At 54.7% G+C, this 20,466-nt stretch carries 23 protein-coding genes; 8 read left to right on the forward strand and 15 right to left on the reverse strand.

Annotated features, from left to right (window positions below; genetic code table 11):
- Positions 1-83 precede the first annotated feature (83 nt).
- The gene (locus tag AC0IXH_RS06330; RefSeq protein ID WP_455864512.1) at positions 84-1,103 is read left to right on the forward strand and encodes a LacI family DNA-binding transcriptional regulator; all 1,020 of its coding nucleotides are present in this window, start codon (positions 84-86) and stop codon (positions 1,101-1,103) included.
- 41 nt (positions 1,104-1,144) lie between these two features.
- Here AC0IXH_RS06330 and AC0IXH_RS06335 read toward each other — a convergent pair whose 3' ends face one another.
- From AC0IXH_RS06335 to AC0IXH_RS06360, 6 genes are read right to left on the reverse strand one after another with little or no spacing between them, the layout of a single operon-like run.
- Entirely contained in the window at positions 1,145-2,023 is an 879-nt protein-coding gene (locus AC0IXH_RS06335; RefSeq protein WP_455864511.1) for a ribokinase, read from the reverse strand.
- A gap of 2 nt (positions 2,024-2,025) precedes the next feature.
- Entirely contained in the window at positions 2,026-2,883 is an 858-nt protein-coding gene (locus tag AC0IXH_RS06340) for a MurR/RpiR family transcriptional regulator (protein ID WP_013202183.1), read from the reverse strand.
- Complete coding sequence (locus AC0IXH_RS06345; RefSeq protein WP_471720198.1) at positions 2,883-3,854, reverse strand: ABC transporter permease; 972 nt, start codon at positions 3,852-3,854, stop codon at positions 2,883-2,885. The genes AC0IXH_RS06340 and AC0IXH_RS06345 overlap by 1 nt, the downstream gene beginning before the upstream one ends.
- 31 nt (positions 3,855-3,885) lie before the next feature.
- The gene (locus AC0IXH_RS06350; protein WP_346567708.1) at positions 3,886-5,385 is read right to left on the reverse strand and encodes a sugar ABC transporter ATP-binding protein; all 1,500 of its coding nucleotides are present in this window, start codon (positions 5,383-5,385) and stop codon (positions 3,886-3,888) included.
- Positions 5,386-5,401: 16 nt separating this feature from the next.
- Positions 5,402-6,442 (reverse strand): sugar ABC transporter substrate-binding protein, encoded by a 1,041-nt coding sequence (locus tag AC0IXH_RS06355; RefSeq protein WP_013202180.1) that lies wholly within the window; start codon positions 6,440-6,442, stop codon positions 5,402-5,404.
- A gap of 44 nt (positions 6,443-6,486) precedes the next feature.
- Positions 6,487-7,470, reverse strand: a complete 984-nt coding sequence (locus AC0IXH_RS06360) for a TIM barrel protein (RefSeq protein WP_471720199.1) — start codon at positions 7,468-7,470, stop codon at positions 6,487-6,489.
- Positions 7,471-7,699: 229 nt separating this feature from the next.
- On the opposite strand from AC0IXH_RS06360, the gene AC0IXH_RS06365 reads away from it, so the two are divergent.
- Positions 7,700-8,035, forward strand: coding sequence for a hypothetical protein (locus tag AC0IXH_RS06365; protein WP_013202178.1), 336 nt, complete (start codon positions 7,700-7,702; stop codon positions 8,033-8,035).
- Between the two features lie 13 nt (positions 8,036-8,048).
- On the opposite strand, the gene AC0IXH_RS06370 is transcribed toward AC0IXH_RS06365, so the two are convergent.
- Positions 8,049-8,831, reverse strand: coding sequence for a glucose 1-dehydrogenase (locus AC0IXH_RS06370; RefSeq protein WP_471720200.1), 783 nt, complete (start codon positions 8,829-8,831; stop codon positions 8,049-8,051).
- 129 nt (positions 8,832-8,960) lie between these two features.
- Here AC0IXH_RS06370 and AC0IXH_RS06375 point away from each other — a divergent pair, with 129 nt between their 5' ends.
- On the forward strand, positions 8,961-9,875 hold the full coding sequence (locus AC0IXH_RS06375) for a LysR family transcriptional regulator (RefSeq protein ID WP_471720201.1): 915 nt from the start codon (positions 8,961-8,963) through the stop codon (positions 9,873-9,875).
- A gap of 1 nt (position 9,876) precedes the next feature.
- On the opposite strand, the gene bdcA is transcribed toward AC0IXH_RS06375, so the two are convergent.
- Both bdcA and AC0IXH_RS06385 read right to left on the reverse strand, forming a co-directional pair.
- Positions 9,877-10,605, reverse strand: coding sequence for an SDR family oxidoreductase (bdcA, locus tag AC0IXH_RS06380; protein WP_134824131.1), 729 nt, complete (start codon positions 10,603-10,605; stop codon positions 9,877-9,879).
- Between the two features lie 51 nt (positions 10,606-10,656).
- Complete coding sequence (locus AC0IXH_RS06385) at positions 10,657-11,820, reverse strand: MFS transporter (protein WP_471721125.1); 1,164 nt, start codon at positions 11,818-11,820, stop codon at positions 10,657-10,659.
- Positions 11,821-11,995: 175 nt separating this feature from the next.
- Between AC0IXH_RS06385 and AC0IXH_RS06390 the strand changes: the two genes are divergently transcribed.
- A complete protein-coding gene (locus tag AC0IXH_RS06390) occupies positions 11,996-12,619 on the forward strand; it encodes a TetR/AcrR family transcriptional regulator (RefSeq protein WP_471720202.1) in 624 nt (207 codons plus the stop codon).
- Here AC0IXH_RS06390 and AC0IXH_RS06395 read toward each other — a convergent pair.
- The gene (locus AC0IXH_RS06395; RefSeq protein WP_471721126.1) at positions 12,581-13,465 is read right to left on the reverse strand and encodes an AraC family transcriptional regulator; all 885 of its coding nucleotides are present in this window, start codon (positions 13,463-13,465) and stop codon (positions 12,581-12,583) included. The genes AC0IXH_RS06390 and AC0IXH_RS06395 overlap by 39 nt on opposite strands.
- 157 nt (positions 13,466-13,622) lie before the next feature.
- Here AC0IXH_RS06395 and AC0IXH_RS06400 point away from each other — a divergent pair, with 157 nt between their 5' ends.
- Positions 13,623-14,372, forward strand: coding sequence for a glucose 1-dehydrogenase (locus AC0IXH_RS06400; RefSeq protein WP_471720203.1), 750 nt, complete (start codon positions 13,623-13,625; stop codon positions 14,370-14,372).
- Between the two features lie 19 nt (positions 14,373-14,391).
- Here AC0IXH_RS06400 and AC0IXH_RS06405 read toward each other — a convergent pair whose 3' ends face one another.
- The 3 genes from AC0IXH_RS06405 to AC0IXH_RS06415 all read right to left on the reverse strand — a co-directional run bounded on the left by AC0IXH_RS06405 (position 14,392) and on the right by AC0IXH_RS06415 (position 17,153).
- Positions 14,392-15,147, reverse strand: coding sequence for an SDR family oxidoreductase (locus AC0IXH_RS06405; RefSeq protein ID WP_471721127.1), 756 nt, complete (start codon positions 15,145-15,147; stop codon positions 14,392-14,394).
- A 151-nt stretch (positions 15,148-15,298) separates the two neighbouring features.
- On the reverse strand, positions 15,299-16,207 hold the full coding sequence (locus AC0IXH_RS06410) for a LysR family transcriptional regulator (protein ID WP_471720204.1): 909 nt from the start codon (positions 16,205-16,207) through the stop codon (positions 15,299-15,301).
- Positions 16,208-16,211: 4 nt separating this feature from the next.
- Entirely contained in the window at positions 16,212-17,153 is a 942-nt protein-coding gene (locus AC0IXH_RS06415) for an AraC family transcriptional regulator (RefSeq protein WP_471721128.1), read from the reverse strand.
- A 129-nt stretch (positions 17,154-17,282) separates the two neighbouring features.
- On the opposite strand from AC0IXH_RS06415, the gene AC0IXH_RS06420 reads away from it, so the two are divergent.
- Positions 17,283-17,687, forward strand: a complete 405-nt coding sequence (locus AC0IXH_RS06420; RefSeq protein WP_346567725.1) for a VOC family protein — start codon at positions 17,283-17,285, stop codon at positions 17,685-17,687.
- Positions 17,684-18,667: a saccharopine dehydrogenase family protein gene (locus AC0IXH_RS06425; protein WP_471720205.1), complete on the forward strand. Its 984-nt coding sequence runs from the start codon at positions 17,684-17,686 to the stop codon at positions 18,665-18,667. The genes AC0IXH_RS06420 and AC0IXH_RS06425 overlap by 4 nt, the downstream gene beginning before the upstream one ends.
- Positions 18,668-18,762: 95 nt before the next feature.
- Here the strand turns inward: AC0IXH_RS06425 and AC0IXH_RS06430 are convergent, their stop codons facing one another.
- Positions 18,763-19,500: an SDR family NAD(P)-dependent oxidoreductase gene (locus tag AC0IXH_RS06430; protein WP_471720206.1), complete on the reverse strand. Its 738-nt coding sequence runs from the start codon at positions 19,498-19,500 to the stop codon at positions 18,763-18,765.
- An 81-nt stretch (positions 19,501-19,581) separates the two neighbouring features.
- Here AC0IXH_RS06430 and AC0IXH_RS06435 point away from each other — a divergent pair, with 81 nt between their 5' ends.
- Positions 19,582-19,965: a winged helix-turn-helix transcriptional regulator gene (locus AC0IXH_RS06435; RefSeq protein ID WP_013202165.1), complete on the forward strand. Its 384-nt coding sequence runs from the start codon at positions 19,582-19,584 to the stop codon at positions 19,963-19,965.
- A 71-nt stretch (positions 19,966-20,036) separates the two neighbouring features.
- Here the strand turns inward: AC0IXH_RS06435 and AC0IXH_RS06440 are convergent, their stop codons facing one another.
- Positions 20,037-20,342, reverse strand: a complete 306-nt coding sequence (locus tag AC0IXH_RS06440; RefSeq protein WP_013202164.1) for a YdgH/BhsA/McbA family protein — start codon at positions 20,340-20,342, stop codon at positions 20,037-20,039.
- Positions 20,343-20,466: the final 124 nt, after the last annotated feature.

Raw genomic sequence — 20,466 nt, forward strand, 5'->3', positions numbered from 1 at the left:
GCAATAAAGTCGTTGCCAAAATAGCCTGCTGGCTTACCCTGAGGAACGCGTGTTTTGATGGAATTCCCTCAACAGGAACGGCAATGAAAACAATCACTCTGGAGACGCTGGCTGAACTGGCAGGTGTCGGCGTGGCAACGGTCGATCGCGTGCTTAATGAGCGTGGCGGCGTCTCGCCGCGCACCACGCAAAAGGTGTTACAGGCGGCGCGTGAGGCCGGACTGAAGCGCATTCTGCCGGAGGAGCACCGGCATGCCTGGCAGATAGAGGTGTTATTAAGCGGTAACGACTCGTTTTTCTTTAAACAGCTGGCCATCGACTTTGCCGCCATCGCCACCCGTTTGGGTTATCGACGCATTGTGCTGCACCGCACGTTTGTGCCCGAATCGCGTCCGGACAGGCTGGCGACGCTGATTGGTGAGCGCAGCAAAACCCGCGACGGGTTGATTGTCTTTGCGCATGAACATCCGGCGATTTATGAAGCCCTGCAACTCTGCAAACAGCGCGACGTGCCGGTGATCACCATCGTCACCGATCTGCCCGGCGCGGAAAGGCTGTGTCACGTTGGCATTAACCAGTTGCAGGCCGGCCGCACCGCCGGATTGATGATGGGCAGCATGATCAAACAGCAAGGTGAGGTGATTGTCGTCAGCGGACGCTTTGAGTATCGCGCGCATCAGCAGCGCATTCAGGGCTTTCGCGATGTTCTTGAGGAGCGCTTCCCGCAGATCGCCTTACGGGAGGTGCTGGCCGGTCAGGAGAGCCGCATCACCATCAGCAAGCTGCTGGAGAAGCAGCTGGCGCAGTCTGCCAATGTGGTGGGCCTGTACAATACCGGGCTGGGTAACACCGAGATCAGCCAGGCGCTAGCGCGGCATCGCCTCACCGATTCCTGCACCTTAATCACCCATGAACTTTATTCCACCACCAAAGCGCTGTTCGCCAAAAAAGCGCTGGCGCTGACGCTGGATCAGAATACCGTTCGCCACGCCCAGCTGGCGGTGGATATTCTGCTGGGCTACCTCGAACAAGGGGACGTGCCTGAAGATTTCGATCGCGGGAAGGTGACCTTTATGGTCTATACCCAGGAAAACTATGCCTAGGAAGACCGGAGAGGTTCCGGTCTTGCTGACTGGAATCGCCATTAAACCGGACTGAGTTCAACCGCCACTTTGGAGACATGCGCTGCAGCCGCCTCATTGGCGCTGACAACCGCGTCACCTAAGGGTTTACCGTTGGCCAGCGCCGAGCACAACACACCGGTGAAGCAGTCGCCCGCGCCATGGGTGCTGACCAGGGTAATCTTCTTCGCCGCCATTGACTGACTCTCTTCCGCCTGCACGCACCAGGCAACGCCATGCTCACCGGCCGTCACCACCACCTGAGAATAGGTTGCTGAAAGCACTTCAGCCGCCTGCTTTGCCGAAGCCAGATCGCTGACCACAACCGCACACATATCGCGGGCTTCGATGGCGTTAACGATCAGCACATCGATGTTTTCCTGCAACTGCGGACTCAGCAGACGGGCTGGCGCGGCGTTAATGCACACGGTGATGCCGCGCTTTTTCGCTTGCTGCGCGGCATGGACGTTGAGGGCTTCGGCGACTTCATTTTGTAAAATCAGCAGCGACACATCCTGCCAGAAAGCATCCCGATCAAATACCGTCTGGGGAATATGCAGATTGGCATTGGAGACCACCACCGCACCGTAATCGCCTTCCGCATCGGTAATGGCGACGCTCATCCCAGACGGCACGGATGCTATCACCGCCACCGCGTCGGTATTCACGCCCGCGCCCTGCAGCGTCTTGAGCAGAAAAGTGCCCTGCTCGTCGTTTCCCACCGCGCCGGCGAAGATCACGTTTGAGCCAGCCAGCGCGGCCGCGATCGCCTGATTGCCGCCCTTGCCACCAAACTTATAGCGGCACGCCGACCCCATCACGGTTTCGCCTTTTTCCGGGCGATGATGGGCATCCAGCATAATGTCGTAGTGCAGGCTGCCGGTAACAACGATCTTGTTCATGGTTAGAATTCCCGAAGGTTCTGAACCGCATGCTGCGTTTTAGTCAGGTTTTTCTCTGCCCGCTTCAAGTCTTTCTTGGCGATGGCCACAAACAGTGCATCCAGGATATTCAGCTGGGCAATGCGTGACGCGGCATTTTCCCCTAACAGATGCGATCCCTGAGAGGTTGAATTGAGCACGACATGCGCACTTCGCGCAATGGGCGACTCGGCATAGTTAGTAATGGCAATCACCTTGGCCCCATTGCGCGCCGCCAGTTTGACGGGGTCATTAACGGCACGCGTGGCACCCGAATGGCTGATAGCAATCACCACATCATCGTCAGATAACACCGCCGCCGACATCAACATAATATGCGCATCGTCATAGGCCGACGATTTAATACCGATCTTAAGCATCTTATGCGAGAGATCGCGCGCGACAGCGGCGGATCCCCCGACAGCATAAAGATCGATATGGCGCGCCTTAAATATAATGTCCGCGGCGCGGTTGAATTCAGAAATATCCAGAATAGACAGCGTTTCTTCTATCGCCTGAATGGAGGTTCTGAATACTTTTGCCAGTAATTGTTCCGACGAGTCATCCGGCTCTATTTCCGCATGCAAACTTGCCACTTCAGACTGATTATAATAAACCAGGCTGCTTCTGAAGTTTCTGAAGCCCGTAAAGCTGAGCTTTTTGGTGATTTTAACAATCATCGCCTCGGAGACGTTATTTTCCAGCGCAATCTCTTTTAAAGAGGTTTGTTCGGTAATATCCGTCCTCGCCGTAATTGATTCAACCACACGGCGTTCTAAAGGCGTCAGTTGCGGCAAACGCATACGAATTTGAGCACCAATGGCTCGTGGATCTTGCTTCATTACTTGCCTCGGGTCGCTCGGTCAATCAACATCGCTATGATAATAATAAGGCCTGTGGCAAGCAACTGATAAAAAGCCTGAATATTTAGCAAGGTCAAGCCGTTACGTAATGCCCCTAAAATAATGACCCCGATGATGGTGCCAAACACGCTGCCCTTACCGCCCATCAATGACGCGCCGCCAATGGCTGCTGCCGCGATAGCATCCAGCTCCCACAGGTTACCGATGGTCGGTTCGGCCGCGCCCAGTCGGCCAATCAGAATCAGCGACGCCAGCGAGGCTAAGGTTCCAGAAATCACGTAGACCGTGACCTTGGTGCGTTTCACCGGCACGCCGGCCACGCGCGCGGCCTCCTCATTGCCGCCAATGGCGAGGATAAACTCACCCAGCGGCGTTTTGTTCATCACCGTCCACAGCACGACCGCAATCACCGCCACAATGATAATCGGCGTGGGAATGCTGAAAATCGAACTGTTGATGATGCTACGAAACTCAGAAGGAATGCCGAACACGGGGTTGCCGCCGGTATAGATCAACGCAATGGCGCGGAACAGAGAAAGCCCGCCTAGCGTGACGATAAACGGTTGCAGTCCGGCATAGGCGATTAACGATCCGCTAAATACGCCACAGACCGCACCCACGCCCAGCGTGGCGATAATGGCCAGTGGTACCGGAACGCCAGAGACCATCAAGGTGGCGCCTAATACCGCTGAAAGCGCGGCGGTTGGCCCGACGGACAGGTCAATACCACCGGATATAATCACCAGCGTCATGCCCATCGCAATCAATGCGTTTATGGAAGACTGTTGTAAAATATTCAGCAAATTTGGCAGGGTAAAAAATACCGGTGACAAAAATGAGAAGGTGATCACAATAATAAGTAATCCGATCAGAGTTCCTGCATCGCGCACATTGAATTTAATCAACGATGAAGCAGGCGTAAACGGTCGACTTGTTGGTTGAATCATCATTTTAGGGCCTTTATAAAATCAGGTTTAAACGCTAAACGGTTTCAGTGTCTTTAATCGCATAACGGGCAATATTCTCTTCCGTTATAGCTTCACCGCTGAGTTCCTTGGTGATCTTCCCTTCTCTCATTACCAGTACGCGGTCAGATATCCGAATGATCTCGGTCATTTCTGAAGAGACGACCACGATGGCTTTGCCGGCCTTAGCTAATTTTTCGATTAAATTGTAGATTTCGGACTTGGCGCCAATATCGATTCCCCGGGTTGGCTCATCAAATAAAAACACTTTGGCATCGGCTGCCACCCAGCGACCGATAATCACCTTTTGCTGATTACCGCCGCTGAGCGTGCCAATGGTTTTTTCAATATCCAGCGGCCGAAGATTTAATTCGCTCATCACTTCATGGGCGACAAGGTCGAGTTTATTTCGGCGGATAATACCTGCTTTGGTGAATTTAAACATTGAGGGCAACGCCATATTCATTTTCACCGCACGTTCTTTAATAATGCCCTCTTTCTTACGATCTTCCGGGACCAGCCCGATCCCCGCACGAATGGCGGCGGTGACGTTATGATTGCTTACCGGGCTACCGTTGACCATCACGCTGCCGCTGCTGCGCTTATCAATGCCGGCAATAAGTTTCAGCAGTTCGGTCCGCCCTGCGCCCACCAGCCCGGCAATGCCCAGCACTTCGCCGGCGCGGACGCTAAAGTTGGTGGCTTTGATCTCGGTGCCGCGCGTGACGTTTTCCACCTGCAGCACCACACGCTCGGTGACATACGCGTTGTGATCCAGCTTCTCAATTTTGCGGCCCACCATTTTGGCGACAATAGTTTCCTCGGTTTCGTCGCAAAGGTTAACCACGCCAACCTGCTGACCATCACGCATGATGGTGGCGCGATCGCAGACCCGGAAAATCTCGTTCATCTTGTGGGAGACGTAAATCAGCGACACGCCCATCGACTTCAGATCGCTAATCAACTCCGCCAGCCGATCGAATTCCGTTGGCGTCAGGCTGGACGTCGGCTCATCCATGGCGATGATTTTGGCGTCATCCAGCATGGCGCGGGCAATCTCAACAATCTGCTGTTGCGACACCTTCAGATTTTTGATCGGTTCATTAGGATCAATCGTCGGATCCAGCGTTCTTAAAATGAAGGTGGCCCGCGCAACCTGCGCTTTTTTATCAATCCACATGCCGTTCGCTTTGGTCAGCGGGCGACCGAGAAACATATTCTGCGCGACGGAAAGTTCAGGAACATGCTGTAACTCCTGATGGATCATGGCGATGCCGGCATGGCGGGCACTGAGCGGATTTTTCATCTGCACCGGCACCCCGTTCACGCTGATCTCACCACTGTCGGCGTTGCGCACGCCAGAAAGAATGTTCAACAGCGTCGATTTGCCCGCACCATTTTCACCAATCAGCGCATGCACTTCGCCTGGCCTGACAGTAAAGTCCACATTTTGTAACGCAGCGGCACTGCCGTAGGTCTTGCTGATGCCGCGCATCGTTAAGCGATACTGTTCCATACACTCTCCGCCTGACTTATTGCTGCGCTAACAGCTGACGTAATTTCACGTTATCTTTGGTGGAGAACGCGTCGGCATTTTCTTTGGTGATCAGCGCCTGTGGCGTTGAAATCACCCGGGACAGTTTCTGTCCACCAATCAGGCGCACCATCACATCCATCGCCACTTCGCCGGTCAGCACCGGGAAGCTGTCCACCGTACCGGTCAGCTCGCCGCGTTTAATCGAGGCGTAAGCATCTGAAATACCATCGGTGCCGAAGACGGCGGTCTGTTTGGCTTTATCCAGTGAACGCACCGCTTCAACCACTCCCAGCGCCATGGTGTCGTTGTTGGCGTAAAAGCCAATCAAATCAGGATGCTGCTGTAAGATGGTCGATGCCGCGTTGTAGGCCGTTTCACGGCTCCAGTTAGCCGGCACGCTGGCCACGATGGTAAATTTACCGTTAGCCTGTAAGGTTTCTTTGAAGCCGCTGGTGCGCTGGCCTGCCGCATACACGCCCGGCTGACCTTCTATAATGGCGACGTTACCGCCCTGCGGATGGTGCTGAATAAACCATTTTGCTACCCGCACACCGTTGTCTTTCTGCACGTTCCCGACGTAATACTGGGCATTGGGCATCACGGCATCGTTAACGTTAACCACCGGGATCTTTTTACTGTTGGCACTTTCCAGCGCCGGTTCCAGGTTGATATCGGTCTGCGGCGAAACCAGCAGGCCCTTAAATCCCTGGGAGATCATGGTTTCCGCTATCGACAGCTGACCCATCTGATCGTCTTCGTTGGCCGCCGCCTGATAGGCCACGGTAAAGCCGTATTTCTTCGCACCGTTCTGATAACCCTGACCCAGCGAGCGCCAGTATTCATTGGTCAGCGTTTTCGAGACGCCGCCAATCATCAGATTGCCTTCAACCTTCGGTATTGCGCCGTATTTGCTGTCGAGCTGGGTCCAGTCGGTACGATCGGGTTCGGTGTCGGACTTCAGCGGGGCAAGTTCGGCCGCATAGACGGTGGAACAAAGCAATGAGGATGCGAGTACAGAGAGCAGGAATTTTTTCATCTTCTGAGCCTTTTTTATTATTGTCGCAGGGTAAGAAACGGGGACTACTCTTTAGCCAGCATAATGTCGTTGACAATCTGTTGTGAGCTGACCGCATCCTGGCGGCTGATGGCGTCCAGCAGCGCCGGATTGTCGTGAAGCTTGTCGCATAACTTCAGCAGGCGCTTCACGGTAAGCACATTGGTTTCTGCTTCACGGACCGGATCCAGGCCACTGGCATCCGGGAAGGTATCGAAATAGTAAGCGCCCTTATAGCCATCGCGCTGCATCTGCCAGAGGAACTCCAGCGTCGCCCGTGGGTTTACCGAACCGGCCATCAGGCCATCGTCACGTTTCCCCCAGCCATCATTGAGATCCAGCCCTAACAGGCGCGAGCGGCGGGCAACCATCGCCGCTGCATACGCCGGGATTTCGTTGGCGAATAACACGTGGGCGAAGTCCAGCGTAATGCCGAGGTTTGGGCTTCCCGCTTCTTCCACTGCCAGCAGGCAAGAGGTGACGTTGGGGAAAATGCTGTAGGCACGCGGCTCATTTGGTTTGTACTCAATGCTGACATCGACATCCGGCGCATAGTCCGCAACTTCACGAACGGCGCTGACGGCGTCTTCCCAAATCTTCTTATAGTCCGCCTGGAAACAGTAATCAAAACCATCCTGCCCCATCCATAAGGTCATCAGCGTCGAGCCGAATTCACGGCCGGCATCGATGCCGCGCTTGGTCAGTTCAATGGCTTCACGACGAATTTTTGCATCCGGATTGGTGAAGGCACCGATCTTAAATTGCGGCGCATCCCAACGCATTTGCATGCCGTTTACCGCCAGTCCGGCATCGGCGATAGCTTGACGCATGGTGCTGATATTGCTGGTGATATGCTGAGGATAGTTAAGATCGAGATGGGTTAAGCCTTTCGCCGTGCCGGCACGGGCAATCATCTGCAGAACTGAAGGTTTGCCCTGGAGATCGGGCCAGTACAGATGCGCTCCCGATGAAAAAGAGTTGAGACGTGTAGCGAATTTCAGTTCTGACATAGGAAGGCCCTTAATGAGGTTGTAATGTACTTTCCATATTCACGTTTATTTGTGAAGTTGTGTAATATATACACCCCGCAATTTAATAAACAAGCGGTATCAATTGAAAAGGATCAGATCTGAGAGGGAGTTCACGAAGTGAGTTGATTGGCTGGGATGATTTGCAGAGAAATCTGCCGGACTATACTGGCAATAGCCTGCCCTCAGCCCGTGTAGCGGAGTCATTGCCATGTCCAAAGAGAGTGAGAATGCCGAAGTCGAAAAAGATATTTGCGTGCATATATTTACCGCCTCCGCCGGGATGGTCGGCGTTTGCATCACGGTAATCGGGATATTTCAGGTGGTGACTACCCTGAGAAAGGAAGGAACGCTGGGGGATGATATGTTGGCGATCAATGCTTTCCTGTATTTGATCACCACTATCCTGTCTTACTGGGGGCTGCGCTCTAAAGGGGTGAAGCACAGCCCAACGCTGGATAAATGGATCGACATTTTGTTCCTGATCGCCCTGACCTTCACCACCTGTATTGCTGGTATGATCACCTGGGCGATGACCTTTACTTAACAGCCCTTTAACCTCAAATCTGGGTCATGCCACCATCGACAACCAGTTCGATGCCGGTGATATAGCTGGCATCGTCCGAGGCCAGAAACGACATGGCTTTTGCCATCTCATCGGCGCTGGCAGCACGTCCCAGCGGGGTTTTCTCGGCCACCTGTTGCAGATATCCCTCGATGTCCTCATCGCTCATGCCTAATTCGGATTTATAGGCCGGGGTGATCACCACGCCTGGGGCGATGGCATTAATGCGGATATGACGACCTTTGAGATCGGAGGCTGCAGTGCGCACAAAAGAGCGCAGTGCGGCTTTGGTCGCAGCATACACGCCAAAAGCGGGCATCCCCTGGTTAGCGGCGATTGAACCGGTAACCACGATAGCGCTTCCCTCGCCCATCAGCGGCAGCGTTTTCTGGATGGTGAATAGCGAGCCCTTAACGTTAATGTTGAAGTACTTGTCGAACTGCGCCTCGCTGATGGATTCCAGCGGCGCAAATTCGCCACCACCTGCGTTGGCAAACAGCAAATCCAGACGACCGTGTGCCTCGCGGAGACTCGCAACAATGCGATCCACGTCTGCGGCGACGGAGATATCGCCCTGAATCGCGGTAGCGCCAGATCCTATCTGCGCAATCGCGCTGTCCAGTTCAGCCTGCCGACGACCGGTGATGACCACCGTGGCACCCTCGCGGGCCAGACGCATGGCGGTCGCCAGGCCGATACCCGAACTGCCGCCGGTAACAAGCGCAATTTTTCCCTGATGTTTGCTGCTGTGGATATTACTGAGGTCGGTAATTTTCATGGTCATTCTCCGCGAGTGATTGGGTTATCAGTACGGGAATGAATATAGAACTGGCGGATTCAGGAATAAATAGCGTAAATTCGAAATCTTTATTCCCCCACAGAGATAATCAGCCGGGAGCGGTTTGCCATGGATCAACTTCAAGCCATACGGGCCTTTGCGCGGGTCGTCGAAACCGGCGGGTTTTCTAAAGCCGCGCAATCGCTGCAAATGCCCAATGCTACCCTGAGCAAATCGATTCAGGCGCTGGAAAAGCATCTCGGGGTAAAACTGCTGGAGCGCAGCACCCGGCGGGTCAGCGTCACCCGCGACGGCACGGCGTATTATGAACGGACCAAACATCTGCTCAGCGAGCTTGAGGATATTGATGCCACGCTGGGTCGATCGCAGGCAACGCCCAAAGGACGGTTACGTATCGAAACCGGTGGAACCGTCGCCAGCCTGCTGTTGATCCCGGCACTGCCGGACTTTTGTGCCCGTTATCCGGATATTGAGCTGCAGGTCGGCGTGTCCGACCGCACGGCCGATGTGATTGGCGAAAACATTGATGGCGCCATTCGTATCAGTGCCGCTGATGGCGCATTGATCTCGCGTAAAATCGGCGCGTTCGGCTGGACCACCTGCGCCAGCAAAGCGTATCTGCAACGCTATGGCGTCCCCGAGCATCCGCAGCAAATTCTGGATGGCAATTTCCCGGTGGCCGGCTATTTTTCGTCACAAACCGGCATTTTGTTACCGATGAAATTTTGCAAACAGGGGCAATCGCTGGAGATCACCCCGGCCTGCAAGGTGATGGTCAATGAGAGTAATGCCCACCTGGCCACTGCGCTGGCCGGTATTGGCTTAATTCATACGCTGGATTTTATGATTCACCCGTCAATCAAGGCAGGCAAGCTGGTGCCCGTCCTTGAGGACTGGCGGGCACCGCCGGTGGACATCTATTTCAGCTATGCGCCCAGCCGCCAACTCAGCACCAAAGTCAGGGTGTTTGCCGACTGGGTCACCGGGTTGATTGCGCGAAACTCGGTGACGGCTGACGATTAACTCAGGCGCCAAATCCGCCATCAATGGTCAGGGCCGTGCCGGTTACCATGCCCGCTTCACTGCTGGCAATCCATAACACCATCGACGCGACTTCGCTGGCGTGCGCATGGCGTTTAATCGCCATAAAGCTGTGCATCATTTCATTCATTGGTCCGTCAGACGGGTTCATATCGGTGTCGGTCGGACCGGGTTGCACCACGTTGACGGTGATACCGCGCGGGCCAAAATCTCTGGCCAGCCCACGGGCCATGCCCTGAACGGCAGATTTACTGGCACCATAGGCGGTAAGGCCTTCAACCGGAACGCGGTCGGCATTGACCGAACCGATGATGATAATACGCCCGCCGTCCTTCATTTTGCGGGCGGCTTCCACGGCGGCGAAGTAAGGGGCATGGATGTTGATCACAAACAGCCGTTCAATTTCGTCGGCATCGATCTCCAGCGGATCGCCTGCGGCCAGCACCCCGGCATTAAACACCAGCACATCCAGTTCGCCTGCCTGCGCGATGGCTTCAACCAGCTCGGCACGGTTCGACACGTCCAGCTTGATCATCTGGCTGTGTGTCTCCTGCGCGATGACTTCGGCTTTCTGCTGGGAGCTGGCGTACGTGAACACCACGTCATCGCCCTGCTCAGCAAAGCGACGGACGATCGCCTCGCCAATGCCGCGGCTGCCGCCCAGGATCAAAACCTTTCTGCCTGTATCGGGTTTATCGGTGTAATCAGTCATGGTCATTCCTCGTCATCTATTGATAAAAAATCAGAATTGACCAGCCCACTGTCACGAGCTGGCGATTGAACAAACGGGTCTGCCTGCTTTACTGAAACCGTGTTTGCTGGCGCGGGACGCGATGGCAAAGCTCAGCAGCAAAAGTATAAGCATTACCCAGGGAAACGCGGTGACGCCGGCCTGTTGTAATAACATGCCTCCGCTGAGGCCACCGGCGGCGATGGCGCTGTTCCACACCACCACATTCATCGACAGCGCAATGTCGGCCCCTTCACCGGCAGCATCCGCCAGCGCGGTTTGCAGCAAGGTGGCAGCCCCGCCAAAGCTGAGGCCCCACACCGCCACGCCAGCATAGATGACCGCAGGCGACGTTGACGCGACGGCGAAAATCAGTGAGATAAGCGCGAACACCGCCAGCGAAATTAAGACGGCCAGACGAAGATGGCGATCGACAATCCGCCCGGTGATAACGATGCCCACCAGCGCCGCCAGACCAAAAATCAGCAAAATCAGGCTGACCTTATTTTCCAGTCCGGCCGGTGCCACAAACGGGGCGATATAGGTGTAAAGAATGTTGTGGGCCAGCATCCAGGTGAACACCACGCCGAGCACCGGGCGCACGCCAGGCGTGGTAAAGACTTTCTTCAGCGCCATTTTTTGCTGCCCGCTTTGCCCGGCAAAATCAGGCACGGCCAGCACAACCCAGACCACCAGCAGCACCGATAAGCCCGACATCACGGCAAACGTCAGCCGCCATCCCAGCAAATTTCCCAGCCAGGTGCCCAACGGCACACCCAGCGACAGGGCAATCGGCGTGCCGACCATCGCCAGCGCCATCGCCTTTCCCTGCAATGAAACCGGCACCATTCTGCGGGCGTAGCCTGCCAGCAGGCTCCAGGCTAATCCGGCGGATGCCCCCGCCAGGAAACGCGCGGCCAGCGTCAGCACCACGTTGGTCGACAGCGCGGTCAGGGTGTTGAACAGCAAAAACCCGACAATTGTGATCAGCAAAACGCTGCGACGCCGCCAGGTTCGGGTGGCGATGGTCAACGGGATGGCGGCAATCAGCGATCCGGCGGCGTACGCCGTCACCATCTGGCCGGCAAGCGACAGTGAAATCGTCAGTCCGGCGCTGATTTGCGGCAGCAGACCGGCTGGGATGGTTTCCGTGACGATGCAGATAAAGCCGGTCATCGCCAGTGCCAGCAGCGCCATTACCGGTAGTCGGTCTTGTTGGGTCGCCTTCGCGACCGGAGAAATATCAGCCAAACTGCCCTCTCTTAGGTATCCAGTTAGTTATGTATCGTTTGGTATAGATATCCCGAGCGCGTAGCATTGTCAAATATTTATGTATCGATTAGTATATAACTTGGTTGAAAGGAGAAACCGAATGAGAACGGGCAGACCACGGCAGTTTGATCGCGATGAAGCGGTGCGACAGGCAATGCACCTGTTCTGGGATCGCGGCTTTGACTCGACCTCGCTGAGTCAGTTGAAAAGTGCGATCGGCAACGGCATTACCGCGCCGAGCTTTTATGCGGCGTTTGGCTCAAAAGAGAAGTTGTTCCAGGAAGCGGTTGCCTGCTATTTGCAGACACACGGGCGCGTGACCGAAGCCTTATGGCAGGATGAGCTGCCGCCGCGCGACGCCATTGAATCCACCCTGCTACGTTCGGCACGCATGCAGTGTGAAGACGATCATCCCAAAGGCTGCATGGTCACGCTGGGCCTGATGTCGGTGAGTACCGATGAGCACAAATACCTGCTCAGCCCGCTGGAGCAATCGAGAAAAAAGACCTGCGACGGCTTTATTCACTGCGTCAATCGCGGCCTGTTAAGCGGCGAGCTGCCCGCCGGGACGTCCGCGAAAACCCTGGGCCTCACCTTTAACAGTTTCCTCACCGGGGTATCTACGCTGGCACGCGATGGCGTGCCCTTTGACGATATTGAACGGTCAATCGGGCAGGTTATGCGCTTATGGGACGGCCTGGTGGGCGATCGGAAGAGTGGGTAAAGACCTGAAACGCGCTGCATCGCGTGCCGGAGGTCGCCCAAAAAGGCGGGCATATTCACGACTGAATTGTGAAGCACTTTCATAACCCACCGAAAAGGCAACGATCGCCACATCGCTGGGTTCAAATATCAGCAGCCACCGTGCGCGGATCAGGCGTAATTGCTTCTGGTACTGGATCGGGGTCATATGGGTGATAGTTTTGAAATGGCGATAATAGGCCGCGACGCTCATGTTCGCGATGCCAGCTAACGCCTCTGCGCGCAGGGGTTCCGCATAATGATCGCGTATCCAGTTAATCGAACGGCGAATCTGCGACAAATGGCCATCCGGGCAGGCAATATTACGCAGAACGTCACCAGACGGCCCTTGTAACACTCTGAACAAAATTTCACGCTCAATCATCGGCGCCAGCACGGTCGCGTCACCTGGCCGCGCCAGCAATCGCATCATTCGCAGCCAGGCATCAAGCAGTTCCGGTGAAGTGGCTACCGGAGCATAGCTATCGTTCGCAGATCTGACAGCAATGTCACTGTTTGCGGCCAACAGCGAAGCGATGATGTGCGCATCTAACGTTAAGCTGACCGCCTGAAAAGGCTTGTCTGGACCGTCCGCGAAAATTTCCCCGGTGGCCGGCATATCGACTGGCACCACGAAATACGTCCCCGCAGTGTAGCGATACATCTGCCCACCAATGGACAGTGTTTTCTCTCCCTGCAGGACAAAATGCAGCATAGGCTGGTAGATCTGATTGGCACAGGCTTCCGCGTTGACCATCGAGACGCGAGGAAGATCCGTTGCTGTCCACTTATTATCAGCAGGCAACACGTAGCTGCGCAGTTCATTCATCACTGTATTCATCCCGTCGAGCATAGGCCTGATATTTCCGCCGAACAAGTGCGTTGAGAAGAACAGGCAATTATCCGGGAAGATTGGGCACGCGCTTATTGCCCTTCAGACCCGATACTGTTTACCGACAACTTCTCACTCATCTAAAGGTCATCAAATGAAATTATCAGGCAAAACAGCCGTCGTAACCGGCGCGTCTAAAGGGATCGGTGCCGGTATTGCTAAAGCACTTGCAGCGGCAGGCGCTACGGTCATCGTCAACTATGCATCAAGTCAACGCGATGCGGAAAAGGTGGTGTCGCACATCCGTGACGCAGGTGGAAAAGCATCGGCCATCCAAGCGGATATGAGTCAGTCTGCGGATATTACGCGGATGTTTGATACGATCAGGCAGGAATTCGGCACCGTGGATATTCTGGTCAATAATGCCGGCGTGGCGGTGTTTGAAATGATTGAAGATCTGACCGAAGAGGCCTTTCATAAGCAGTTTAATCTGAATGTGCTGGGTTACCTGTTGGCCACGCGTGAGGCGCTAAAGCAATTCAGCCCGTCTGGCAGCATTATCAACATCAGTTCGATTCTGAGTACCGACCCGTATCTGGCTTCAAGCGTTTACTCCGCCACCAAAGGCGCGGTCGATACGCTCACGTTTGCCCTTGCCAGAGAGTTGGGGGCAAAAGGGATCAGGGTAAATTCGATCCTGCCGGGGCATACCAACACCCCAGGTACGGACGGGAATTTTGCCGGTGAGCTGGGTGAAAAGCTGCTGGCCGGAACACCTCTGGGCCGTTTTGGCGAACCAGAGGATATTGGCCCCGTTGCGGTATTCCTGGCCTCTGATGATGCACACTGGGTCACGGGCGAATCATTGAGAGCCTCCGGTGGCGTCCGGGGCGTCGGTTACTGAACGTCTTTTCAGTAAAGGCTCAAACCTGAGCCTGTCCGCCGTCGGCGAAAAGCTCAGTGCCGTTCACGAAACTCGAATCCGTTGAGGCAAGAAACAGGGCCACTTTGGCGATCTCTTCCGGCTCGCCAATCCCACCCAGCGGAATACGGGTATTAAGATAATCGAGCATGGCCTGTTGATGTGCCGGATCGTCGCCGGCAAAATCGAGCAGAAACGGCGTTCGTATCGGCCCCGGGCTGAGCACATTTACTCGCGTCCCGGTGCCCTTAAGATCAAGTACCCAGCTCCGCGCAAGGTTGCGCACCGCCGCTTTCGAGGCGGAGTAAACGCTGAAGGCGGCAGTGCCTTCAATACTGGCACTGGACCCCGCAAGGATAATTGAAGCGCCTTGGCGCAGCAGAGGTAAAGCTTTCTGAACGGTGAAAATCAACGATTTCACATTTTGGCCAAAAATCTGGTCAACATGCTCTTCCGTGATCTGCCCTAAAGGCAACATGGATCCCCCACCCGCATTGGCAAATACCACATCAAGTCCACCCGCTTCCGCTTCTATTTGACGGTACAAACGATCAAGATCTGGGCCGTGGGTTGAATCAACCTCAATACAGGTTACCGAACTGCCCAATTCGTCCTGCACCGTCTTAAGCGCCGCTTTGTTGCGGCCGGTGATATAGACATGGGCACCCTCAGCCAGAAAAGTCCGGGCGGTTGCCAGGCCAATGCCACTGGTAGCGCCGGTGATTAACGCAATTTTACCGTCAAGTTTGTAGGTCATCATTAGTTTCCTCAGTCAGGAGTGGCCAATCTGAAGAAGTCAGACCGGCATCCTGAACCGAGTATATTTAGCGGGCTGTGATGGCAGAAGCCCGTGCAGGTGGAGACTTAATTCAGCCTCATGGATAGCAGATTATTAGCCAAAAACCTTATTACGGGCTGGCAAACTCCCTTGCAAAGAGTTCCAACGCCCAGTCGACGAATGCCCGCAGTTTAGCACTTTGATGACGGTTGGCCGGATAAACCAACTGCACAGGCAGCGAAGGTTGCTTCCATTCCTCCAGTAGCGGAATTAAACGACCGCATAGGAAATGATGCTCAGCACTAAAGCGAAAAATCTGTCCAATACCCATTCCCGTCAACAAGGCTTCCGTCAGTGCCGTGCTCTCACTGATATTGACCACCGTGTTACCGTGAATTTCAAACTCGTCCGTTCCGTTGCTGAACTGTAAAGGCAATGATTTCCCCGAGTGCGGAAAGAAATACCGTACAGTCTGGTGGTTATCCTCAATATCTTGCGGATGCACAGGCGTGCCATGAGCCGAAAGATACCCCGATGTGGCACAGGTGACATAATCAAGGGTGCAGAGCTGTCTGCCAATCATTGAGCTGTCAGGAAGTACTCCCCCACGTATGACGCAATCAACCCCCTCGCCTATCAGGTCAGCCGGACGATCGTTGACGCCAAGCAATAATTCAAGCTGCGGATAACGGGCATGAAACTCGGGCAGTGCAGGAATGATGATCTCATTAGCCAGTGATGAACCAACATCAACGCGCAGTTTTCCCTGAGGATTTACCTTTGCGTACCTTGCGGCGGTATCCATTTCATCAAGTTGAGCCAGTATTTCACGCGTCTGCTCCCGGTAACGTTCACCCATCGGGGTAATGGTGAAAGATCGGGTACTGCGTTCGATGAGTTTAGTGCCCAGATGCTGCTCAAGATCCTGTAAGAGCTTGCTGACGGAGGATCGGGGGAGGTTGAGCGAATCAGCCGCTTTTGCCAGCGAACGGGCATCGGTGATACGAATGAACACCCGCATAGCCAGAAGTTGGTCCATATAATTACCCCTGCCCGTCGCGCACGTTGATCGCCTTGCGCAGCTGCGTGACGTCCTTCAGCGGCGGGAGACCGAAGACGCGGGCATAATCGCGGTTAAACTGCGGCACGCTTTTATAGCCGACTTCCTGAGCCACAAAGGTGACGCTCTGTTGCCTGCCGAGCAGCATGCGGCGGGCATGCAGAAGCCGCACCCGCTTTTGATACTGGACAGGACTCATCGCGGTGACGGCTTTGAAGTGGCGATGAAACGCGGAAACGCTCATTGCCTCCCGCTCTGCCAGCGCCCCGACAATAAACTCTTCGGCAAAATTGTGCCGCAACCAGTGAATCGCATTACCAATCCTCGCCAGCATCGTCCCCGGCGAGGCAATATCCCTCAGCATCCAGCCGTGCGGACCTTTTAACACATGGTAGAGGATCTCTCGTTCGTATCCCGGTGCCAGCGCCGCAATATCCTCAGGGGCTTTCATCAGGCGCAGCATCCTGATCCAGGCATCCAGCAGTTCAGGCGTCACCGAGGCAACTGAAAATGCCCCACCGTCCGGTCGATCCTGCATCGCAGACGGCGGCAGATCCTCGATCATCGCCGCAACACGCTGTGGGTCGATGGTCAGGCTGACAGCTAAATACGGCTCACCACGCTCTGTGGGATGCACCGAGCCTACGGCAGGCAAATCCACCGACATGACAAAGTACGAGGCGGGATCGTAATTGAAGACTCTGTCTCCCACGGTCATCGACTTACTGCCGCGCAGGATCAGGTTAATCATCGGTTCATACACGGCGGCGAGCGCCTCAGCCGGCACATTGCCCTGCACCATTGCCACACGGGGGATGCCGGTTTCAGTTCGCCAGTTTCTGGCATGGGCCGCCAGGTCGCGCAATTCATCAAGCTGCAGGTTAAACACCTTTTCATCCTTCCGCGAAACAACGTAAGGCAGCATAAAGCAGAAAAAGGCAAGAATCGAGCAGGAACACGGAATCCGCATCCGGCCGTTTTCCCTACTCTGAATGTCTTGCACGTCATCCAGAGTCACTGGCCACTATCAAATTTAATCCAGTAAGGGGATTCTATGCTCGATCATATTTTTCTGGCGGTTAACGATACCGACCATTCCGTCGCGTTTTATACTCAAACACTGGCACCACTCGGCATCACCGTCCGTCTGGACTACGACGGCAAGGACGGACCGCCGGGCCATCCCGACCTGAAGGGGTTTGGTGCACATGGCCGGATTTTCTTCTGGCTGCGCACGGGTCTACCCGGCGGAAGCGCTACCCATGTTGGCTTTGTGGCGAACAGCGAAAGCCAGGTAGATGCTGCCTATGCCGCGGCGATAGCGGCGGGTGCCACAGACCATGGTGCGCCTGGCGCACGCCTGTATTATGACCCACGCTATTACGCCGCCGGGGTGATCGATCCCGACGGTCATACGCTTGAATTCGTCTATAAAAGCTGGCAGCACACGCCATCATGAAAACATTACTGATTTACGGCGCGACGGGTTACACCGGGCGCATGATTGCCGAACAGGCAACCTCAGCCGGACTAAATGTCATTCTCGCCGGAAGGAACCCGGTTAAGCTGCACGAGTTGGCGAGCGAGCTGAAACTTCAGGCATCAGTCTTCACGTTAGATGACGCGGACAGGCTTGCGCAGAAATTGCAGGGCGTGAGTGTGGTCCTCAACTGTGCTGGCCCGTTTGCCCAGACGGCTGAGCCACTGATGAAAGCCTGTATTCAGCTCGGGATCCATTATCTTGATATCACTGCTGAGATTAACGTCTACCGTCTGGCCGAATCGTTGAATGAGTCGGCGTTGTCGTCGGGAAGTATGTTGATGGCTGGCGTGGGCTGGGATGTGGTGCCGACTGATAGTCTGTCGGTCATGCTGGCACAACAGGTTAATACACCGGTAAGGCTAAGAATTGCGCTGCAGGTAGCCGGATCGATGTCGCGGGGATCAGCGATAAGTGCAGGAGAAATTATCAGTGCAGGTTTGCTTGCACGGGTAAACGGGGTATTGACGACCAAAGCGAACAGCGCAACCGAGTGGTTTGATTTTGGTGAAGGCAAAGTTGAGTGCTTCCCGCTCTCTTTTGGTGACCTTGTGACTGCCTGGCATTCAACCCACATCCCCAATATTGAAATGTATGTTCACCTGAGCGGCGAAGCGTTTCCCTCAGGTGATTTATCCCAGTTACCTGATGGCCCTACGCCGGAAGAACGTGCGAAAAGTATCGCGCGCGCGTTGGTAGAAATCACCGCAGCCAATGGAGAGATTCACGATGCAGTGATTGAAACGGTGAATGGATACTCTTATACCCCCCTCGCCGCCATAGCGGCTGTATCCCGCGTACTCAACGGTGAACATCAACCGGGTTTTCAAACTCCCGCAAAAATCTTCGGGCCTGATTTCGCCTTAACTATTCCGGGAACGCGGATTATCACCCGCTAAAAAATCGCCTTTCTTAGCTTGGGCGGACAGAATATTTCTCACTCATTATCCAGCGTAATTAGCCGCGATGGTTTACCCATCGCGGCCTGACAGAGTCAGGTCAGGTTATTCGCCATGCCGCCATCCACCAGCAGTTCCACGCCGGTAATAAAGCGGGCATCCTCACTTAACAGGAAGGACGCCGCAGCGGCCACTTCCTGCGGATGCGCCATACGCCCTAATGGGATCGGCGCGATCAGCGTCTGGCGAACGGCTTCCGGCACGGCGGCCATCATATCGGTATCGGTTGGGCCCGGCGCCACCACATTGACACGAATGCCGCGCGGTGCCAGTTCCAGACTCCAGGTGCGGGCATATGAACGCAGCGCGGCTTTGGTGGCGCTGTAGGTGCCATAACCCGCCACGCCTAGTCCGCTGGCGACAGAGCCAATCAACACCACCGAGGCCTTGTCATTGAGCGAACTCAGCGCGGCCTGAAATGACGTGACGTGACTTTGCACATTGACGCTAAACAGTTGATTGACGTGCCCGGCCGTTTCTTCCGCCAACGATGCGGGCGTGCTCATGCCGGCGTTAAGTACCAGCAGGTCAATCTTGCCTTTGCGTTGCGTAATGGTGGCAATCGCCTGCTGAATATCACTCTGTATTCCGGCATCGGCTACCAAACCGGTCACGCTCGCGCCCAACTGCGTAACCGCAGCGTTCACTTCCTCTTCACGCCTGCCCGTCAGGAACACCACCGCGCCTTCTGCGGTCAGCCGTTCAGCAATGGCAAGACCGATGCCTTTGGCACCCCCCACGATCAGGGCAACTTTATCCGTCATTTTGCTCATCATTCTCTCCTCATTAGCGTAGAGAATGGATGATATACTTCTTATATCTGATATCAATAACGCACCTGAAGGATACAAGATATGGTTGAGTATACCGAGCTGGACAGGCTGTTTGAGAAAAGCCGCGCCGATATGGAGTTGGTTCGTCCGGTGCTGAATAAAATCGCCGATAAATGGACGATCATGATCCTGACCGTGATTTGCCCGCAGCCTGCCCGCTTTAACGAAATTAAAAAACGGCTGAATATCACCCATAAAGCGCTGGCTGATGCGTTGAAACGGCTGGAAAAAAATGGTCTGGTGACGCGCACCGTGTTACCGACAACGCCGATTGGCGTGGAATATGCCATTACGCCGCTGGGGCATTCATTACGCGGCCCCTTTGAGGCGCTGTGTCAGTGGGCGATGGAACATGGCGACAGTATTGATGAAGCCAATCTTAGCTATGACAGTCGCGCTATTTAAGGCGAAAAAAAACACCGCATTCGGTTACGAGCTGCGGTGTTTATTTATTCTGTTGTTGTCAGATAAAAACATCAGCCATTAGCCGCTTTTTCAGCAACATAATACAGCGTGGCTTTGGCGGCCAGCACATGTTGGTCATCGTTTCCCGGCTTGTGAGACTCCACATCGGTAATGTGATAACCCGCGGCTCCCGCTTCCATCGCTTTTTTCACAAAGGCATCGTTAAGCTCTTCCATGGAGGTCACCCAACTGACCTGTGTTACGCCAACTGGATGCATGGAGGCAATCTCGCGATGTGTTAACCCTGCACGGATCAGGACAGGCTTAACGCTTTGTGGTGAAAAGATGGATAAAACATCGTTAACGAGATCTTTCATGTTGTGACTCCTGAGTATTCCAGTTCAAAACCGATAAGGCGGCATTATTATTGCTGTCAGGTCGACGGGAATGTTCCGCCCTGTCGGTTATTGCGCACGTCCGGCGAATTGCGCCGTCAGGTCT

It is taken from the genome of Erwinia sp. AC075 (assembly GCF_979253995.1).